The sequence below is a fragment of the Nocardiopsis protaetiae genome, from assembly GCF_045446735.1.
Taxonomy (GTDB): Bacteria; Actinomycetota; Actinomycetes; order Streptosporangiales; family Streptosporangiaceae; genus Nocardiopsis; species Nocardiopsis protaetiae.
Genome location: NZ_JBJJBV010000353.1, coordinates 1 through 5,615, shown reverse-complemented (window position 1 = coordinate 5,615; position 5,615 = coordinate 1). Strand labels below are relative to the sequence as shown.

6 protein-coding genes are annotated in these 5,615 nt (G+C 73.6%); 2 read left to right on the top strand and 4 right to left on the bottom strand.

The annotated features are described in order from the left end of the window. Positions 1 to 58 precede the first annotated feature (58 nt). Both ACJOT3_RS31655 and ACJOT3_RS31650 read right to left on the bottom strand, forming a co-directional pair. Positions 59 to 700: a DsbA family oxidoreductase gene (locus tag ACJOT3_RS31655; RefSeq protein ID WP_406976804.1), complete on the bottom strand. Its 642-nt coding sequence runs from the start codon at positions 698 to 700 to the stop codon at positions 59 to 61. A 16-nt stretch (positions 701 to 716) separates the two neighbouring features. Continuing rightward, on the bottom strand, positions 717 to 896 hold the full coding sequence (locus ACJOT3_RS31650; RefSeq protein WP_406976803.1) for a hypothetical protein: 180 nt from the start codon (positions 894 to 896) through the stop codon (positions 717 to 719). Positions 897 to 981: 85 nt separating this feature from the next. Between ACJOT3_RS31650 and ACJOT3_RS31645 the strand changes: the two genes are divergently transcribed. After that, complete coding sequence (locus ACJOT3_RS31645) at positions 982 to 1,374, top strand: winged helix-turn-helix transcriptional regulator (RefSeq protein ID WP_406976802.1); 393 nt, start codon at positions 982 to 984, stop codon at positions 1,372 to 1,374. Between the two features lie 13 nt (positions 1,375 to 1,387). Here the strand turns inward: ACJOT3_RS31645 and ACJOT3_RS31640 are convergent, their stop codons facing one another. Both ACJOT3_RS31640 and ACJOT3_RS31635 read right to left on the bottom strand, forming a co-directional pair. Next, positions 1,388 to 1,870: a DUF6194 family protein gene (locus ACJOT3_RS31640; RefSeq protein ID WP_406976801.1), complete on the bottom strand. Its 483-nt coding sequence runs from the start codon at positions 1,868 to 1,870 to the stop codon at positions 1,388 to 1,390. Between the two features lie 177 nt (positions 1,871 to 2,047). Then, positions 2,048 to 2,947, bottom strand: a complete 900-nt coding sequence (locus ACJOT3_RS31635; protein ID WP_406976800.1) for an ADP-ribosylglycohydrolase family protein — start codon at positions 2,945 to 2,947, stop codon at positions 2,048 to 2,050. A 215-nt stretch (positions 2,948 to 3,162) separates the two neighbouring features. On the opposite strand from ACJOT3_RS31635, the gene nirB reads away from it, so the two are divergent. Further along, a partial coding sequence (gene nirB / locus ACJOT3_RS31630) for a nitrite reductase large subunit NirB (protein WP_406976799.1) occupies positions 3,163 to 5,615 on the top strand: 2,453 nt, incomplete at its 3' end.

Below are 5,615 nucleotides of genomic sequence, written 5' to 3'. Positions count from 1 at the left end.
ACGCCGACGGCCCCGCGCCCGGGGGAGTCCCGGGCGCGGGGCCGTCAAAGAATCCAGGTCAGGCCTGGGCGGCCTGGTGGGCCTTCTCCAGCGCGTTGAGGAAGACCTCCACCGGCTGGGCGCCCGACACCCCGAAGGCGCGGTCCATCACGAAGAACGGCACCCCGGTCGCGCCCAGCTGCCGGGCGGTGTCGATGTCGGCGTTCACCTCGGCGGTGAACGCGTCCCCGGCCAGCACCTCGCGCGCCTCGGCCTCCTCCAGCCCGATCTCCACCGCGATGGCCACCAGGGTCTCGGGGTCGGAGAGGTCCTTGGCCCGCACCAGCTGGGCGTCCATGAACCGCTCGTGGGCGGCGTCGCCCAGCCCCCTGCTCTGCGCCAGGTGGACCAGCCGGTGGGCGTCGAAGGTGTTGACCATGACGCCGGAGGCGAAGTCGTACTCCAGCCCCTCCTCGGCGGCGACCTGCTTGACCTGCTCGGTCATGGCGCGCACCTGCTCGCGCGGGGCGCCCATCTTCGTGGACAGCGCGTCGTAGACCGGGATGCCCGCGCCCTTGGCGAAGCCCGGGTCGAGCTGGAAGCTGCGCCAGGTGACCTCGACCTGGTCGGCGTGCGCGAACGACGCCAGCGCCTTCTCGAACCGGCGCTTGCCGATGTAGCACCACGGGCAGACGATGTCGGACCAGATCTCTACCTGCACGGAACGAACCCCCAACTCACCAGCACACGCCGTCCGAGCACGCGGGAGCGTCCTCGGTCCCCACCGTCACCAGGCCCGTGACCATGGCCAGGGGCGGTGCCGCGGGCGGCGCCGGGGCCGCGGGAGCGGCCTCGTTCCCGTCGGTGGTACCGGTGGCCTGCCGCGGCGCGGTCCGCTCGGTGTCCTGCTCGTCCACGACGCCCCCTCACTTACATATTGTGCGTAACCACATTATCAGTGAGTATGGAGTAGTGGCAGGTCAGGGACAAGGAGGCACATTGATGTCCGCAGCGAACACGGGTGTTCCCCTCACCGAGCGCGCCATCACCGACGACTGTCCGGTCCGCGAGGTCCTGGACCGCATCGGCGACAAGTGGAGCGTGCTCGTCATCGTGCTGCTGGGGCAGCGCACCCACCGCTACAGCGAGCTGCACCGCACCATCGACGGCATCAGCCAGCGCATGCTCACCCTCACCCTGCGCGCCCTGGTCCGCGACGGCCTGGTGGAGCGCACCGCCCACGCCAGCGTCCCCCCGCGGGTGGAGTACTCGCTCACCGACCTGGGCCGCACCCTGCTCGAACCCCTCACCGCGCTGGACCGGTGGGCCGTCGAACACCGGGAGGACGTCCGGGCCGCCCGCGAACACCACGACCGCGAGCGGCCCGAGATCTAGCCGCGCCCCGGGCTCAGGCGTTCCCGGCCCGGCGGGCACTACGCGCCGCGTCCAGCTCCAGCGCCGCCCCCACCAGTTCGCGCACCCGCGCCGAGGTCGCCTCGCCGGGGCAGACCACCGCCACCCACGCCTGGGGGAAGTACACGGGGTGGGCGATGATCCGGTCCGCCCCGGCGGGATCCACCTCACCGGCGTGCCGGGGGTGCGCGGCCGGCGGGTATCCCAGCAGCTCCTCGAACAGCGTGCGCCCCACCGCGATGTTCACCCGGAACACCCCGGGCCGGTCCAGCCGGGACTCGGTGTCGAACCCGGGGTAGTCCTTGACCACCACCGTCGCGAACGGCATGTTCCGCCGCCGGGCGGGGTCCCCGCCGGGCTCGTGGAAGAAGAACACGTCCCCCCACGCCGCCTCCGGCGCCCCGTTCTCGGGCCCGGCCCGCACCGTGCCCACCTCCGGCAGTCCCTCGACGAACGCGATGACCTCGTCCTGTGTCACGGCCAGGCCCCTTCCGGGTCGGTTGCACGGGCCCCGGTCGGCGGCCCGCTGCTTCCATCGTGGCCTTCAATTCCTTTCGGAACCCCGGCACCGCGCACACCCCCACCACCAGGGGCCGACCCGGGAGAACCCTCCAACCGCACACCAGGGCGCCCCCGCCCCGGACCCCGCCCCCGGTCAGTCCAGCGCCCACCCCGGCAGCGCCTCCACCCGCCCGCCCCACCGCGCCTCCACCGTCCCGGCCGGCCCCGCCCCCAGTACCCCGCCCACGATCGCGGCCACGGTGTCCATGTCCCCGCCCGGGGCCACCGCCGCCCACAGCGCCGACTCCAAGGTCCCGCGCAGGTGCTTGGCCACCACCCACAGGGCGAACGGCACCGTGTCCAGGGCCCGCACCCGCGAGCCGTTGCCCAACCGGTGCGCCGCACCCACCGGCTCGGGCACGATGAGCAGCGCCCGCGCCGCGTTCACCCCCGCCCGCAGCGCACCCTCGGGCACCTGTTCGGCCACCCGGTCCAGGAACGTCCCCGGCGCCCCCGCCTCACCCCGGGCCACCAGGGCGGCGGCCACCGCCACCGCGATCGCCCCGTCCACCGCCTCGGGGTGGGTGTGGGTGACACGCGCGCTCACCGCCGCCCACCCGGCCGCCGCCTCCGGATCGTCGGCGAAGAACGCCCCCAGCGGCGCCACCCGCATCGCCGCCCCGTTGCCCCAGGACCCGGCCCCGTCGAACAGCCCCGCCGCCAGTTCCCGGTGGTCGGCCCCCTCGCGCACCAGCCGCAGCAGGCGGCCCGTGGCGGGCCCGTACCCGCGGTCGAAGTCGTGGCGGTCGGCGAACGCTCCGGCCAGCCGGTCGGCGTCCACCTCCCCGTGCCGCACCACCTCCCGGTACACCGACGCCGCCATCTCGGTGTCGTCGGTCCACGACCACACCCCCGGCGGCAGCTCCCGGGCACGGTGGTGGAACCGGTTGTCGGGGACGAAGAAGCAGGAGCCGAAGGCGTCGCCCACGGCCAGGGCGGACAGGCTGGACAGCGCGCGCCGCGCGCGCTCGGAAGGATCGGAGAAGGTGCTCATCGCCCGCCATCCTGCCCCACCCCCGGCGCCCCGGACAGGGTGTGACCGAGGTCCCACCGGGCCCCGCCACCGCGCCCACGCTCGGCATACACGCCGATCACTCGCCCCCCACCTGCGGTGACAGCACAACGAAACACGCCCGACACGATCGCCCAACGCACGGGTAACACCCCGGCGGTTGCCTGAAACGCAACCGCACCGGGAGGAACACCCCCATGGAAGAACTCGTCGTCATCGGCAACGGCATGGTCGGCCACCGGCTCGTCGAGGCCCTGCGCGACCGCGACGCGGCGGGCCACTGGCACATCACCGTCGTGGGCGAGGAACCCCGCACCGCCTACGACCGCGTCGCCCTGTCCTCCTACCTCGACGGCGCCACCGCCGAGGACCTGTCCCTGGGCGACCTGTCCTGCCCCGCCGTGGACGTGCACGTCGACGAGCGCGCCACCGCCATCGACCGCGCCACCCGCACCGTCACCACCGCCTCGGGGCGCACCCTGGCCTACGACCGGCTCGTCCTGGCCACCGGCTCCGCGCCGTTCGTGCCGCCGGTCCCCGGACACGACCTGCCCGGCTGCCACGTCTACCGCACCATCGAGGACCTGGACGCCATCACCGCGGCCGCCCAGGCCGGGGCCCGCACCGGCGTCGTCATCGGCGGCGGCCTGCTGGGCCTGGAGGCCGCCAACGCCCTGCGCCTGCTGGGCATGGACGCCCACGTCGTCGAACTCGCCCCCCACCTGATGCCCGCCCAGATCGACGAGGGCGCCGGCTCCCTGCTCGCCGGACTCGTCACCGACCTGGGCGTGCACGTCCACACCGGCACCGCCTCCACCGCCGTGGAGGCCGGACCCGACGGCCGCGCCGCCCGCCTGCGCCTGGCCGACGGCACCCACCTGGACACCGACCTGGTCGTCTTCTCCGTCGGCATCCGCCCCCGCGACGAACTCGCCCGCGCCGCCGGCCTCACCGTCGGTGAGCGCGGCGGCATCACCATCGACGACACCTGCACCACCTCCGACGCCCATGTCCACGCCATCGGCGAGGCCGCCTGCCACCGCGGCACCGTCTACGGGCTCATCGCCCCCGGCAACGCCATGGCCGAGGTCCTGGCCGACCGCCTCGTCGGCGGAGGGGCCACCTTCACCGGCGCCGACACCTCCACCAAGCTCAAGCTCCTGGGCGTGGACGTGGCCAGCTTCGGCGACGCCCACGGCCGCACCGACCACTGCCTGGACGTCGTCGTCAACGACGCCGCCACCGGCCGCTACGCCAAGCTCGTCCTGTCCGACGACGCCACCACCCTGCTCGGCGGCATCCTGGTCGGCGACGCCACCGCCTACGCCACCCTGCGCCCCCTGGTCGGCTCGCCCCTGCCCGGCGACCCGCTCGCCCTCATCACCCCCCAGGGCGGTGAGCCCCTGGGCGCCGACGCCCTGCCCGACTCCGCGCAGATCTGCTCCTGCAACGCCGTCACCAAGGGCGCCATCACCCAGGCCATCTGCGACGGCGACCACGACGTCCCCGCCCTCAAGGCCTGCACCCGCGCCGGCACCAGCTGCGGGTCGTGCGTGCCCATGCTCAAGAACCTCCTGGACAAGGCCGGCATCGTCCAGTCCAAGGCCCTGTGCGAACACTTCCCCCACTCGCGCACCGAACTGCTGGAGATCGTCCGCGCCACCGGCACCACCACGTTCTCCGCCCTCATCGAGTCCCACGGCACCGGCGCCGGCTGCGACATCTGCAAGCCCGCCGTCGCCTCCATCCTGGCCTCCCTGGGCAACGGCCACATCCTGGAGGGCGAGCAGGCCACCCTCCAGGACACCAACGACCGCCACCTCGCCAACATGCAGCGCAACGGCACCTACTCCGTCGTCCCGCGCATCCCGGGCGGGGAGATCACCCCCGACAAACTCATCGTCATCGGCGAGGTCGCCCGCGACTTCGGCCTCTACACCAAGATCACCGGCGGCCAGCGCATCGACCTGTTCGGCGCCCGCCTGGAACAGCTGCCCGCCATCTGGACCCGCCTGGTCGACGCCGGATTCGAGTCCGGGCACGCCTACGGCAAGTCCCTGCGCACCGTCAAGTCCTGCGTGGGCACCACCTGGTGCCGCTACGGCGTCCAGGACTCCGTCGGCCTGGCCATCCGCCTGGAGGAGCGCTACCGGGGCCTGCGCTCACCCCACAAGCTCAAGTCCGCCGTCTCCGGGTGCGCCCGCGAATGCGCCGAGGCCCGCGGCAAGGACTTCGGGATCATCGCCACCGACCACGGCTGGAACCTCTACGTCGGCGGCAACGGCGGCTTCACCCCCCGCCACGCCGACCTGCTCGCCTCCGACCTGGACGAGCCCACCCTCATCCGCTACATCGACCGGTTCCTGATGTTCTACATCCGCACCGCCGACCGCCTCCAGCGCACCGCCGCCTGGATCGAGGCCATGGACGGCGGCCTGGACCACCTGCGCGAGGTCGTGGTCGAGGACTCCCTGGGCATCGCCGCCGACCTGGAGGCCGCCATGGACCGCCACGTCGACTCCTACGCCGACGAGTGGGCCGCCGTCCTGGCCGACCCCGACAAGCTCGCCCGCTTCCAGTCCTTCGCCAACGCCCCCGACACCCCCGACCCCACCATCGCCTTCACCACCAACCGCGACCAGCCCGTCCC